This is a genomic window from Gilvimarinus gilvus (genome assembly GCF_030518155.1).
GTDB lineage: Bacteria > Pseudomonadota > Gammaproteobacteria > Pseudomonadales > Cellvibrionaceae > Gilvimarinus > Gilvimarinus gilvus.
Genome location: NZ_JAULRU010000540.1, coordinates 1 through 397, shown reverse-complemented (window position 1 = coordinate 397; position 397 = coordinate 1). Strand labels below are relative to the sequence as shown.

1 protein-coding gene is annotated in these 397 nt (G+C 51.9%); it reads right to left on the bottom strand.

All coding sequences use genetic code 11. From position 1 onward, the window contains the following. On the bottom strand, nucleotides 1–377 hold a 377-nt coding region (locus QWI17_RS09990), incomplete at its 3' end, for a transposase domain-containing protein (protein ID WP_302722362.1). Nucleotides 378–397 lie beyond the last annotated feature (20 nt).

The following is a 397-nucleotide window of genomic DNA, read 5'->3' as shown; positions in this document are numbered from 1 at the left end:
CACTGATCGCCCGGATAACGCTCATGTCCCCAACACTGTCCTGTTTGACGGAACAGCCATTGTACCGGGTCTGCGCCGAGGCGTTTACGTGCCTCGGTTATACCGCTGCGAGCCAGAAGTTCTTGTGACGCCAATCCTTGGGCACAAATGTTCAGACGCCGAGCCACTTCATGTACGGGCTCATCACGAAAGACCGCCATGCCTAAGACAAGCCATAGTACCTGATCGGCAGGCAATCGACGCCTACGGATACTGGCTGAGTGTGTTAAACGCAATGCAGACTCAACCCACTCAACGGGGATGTTGTGCGTAAAGGTACTAAGGTCGGAGAAGTTAAAGAGATCACTTAGGTCGAGAAGGTCTTGTTGAAAAGCCATAAAAAAATCCGATTCCATGC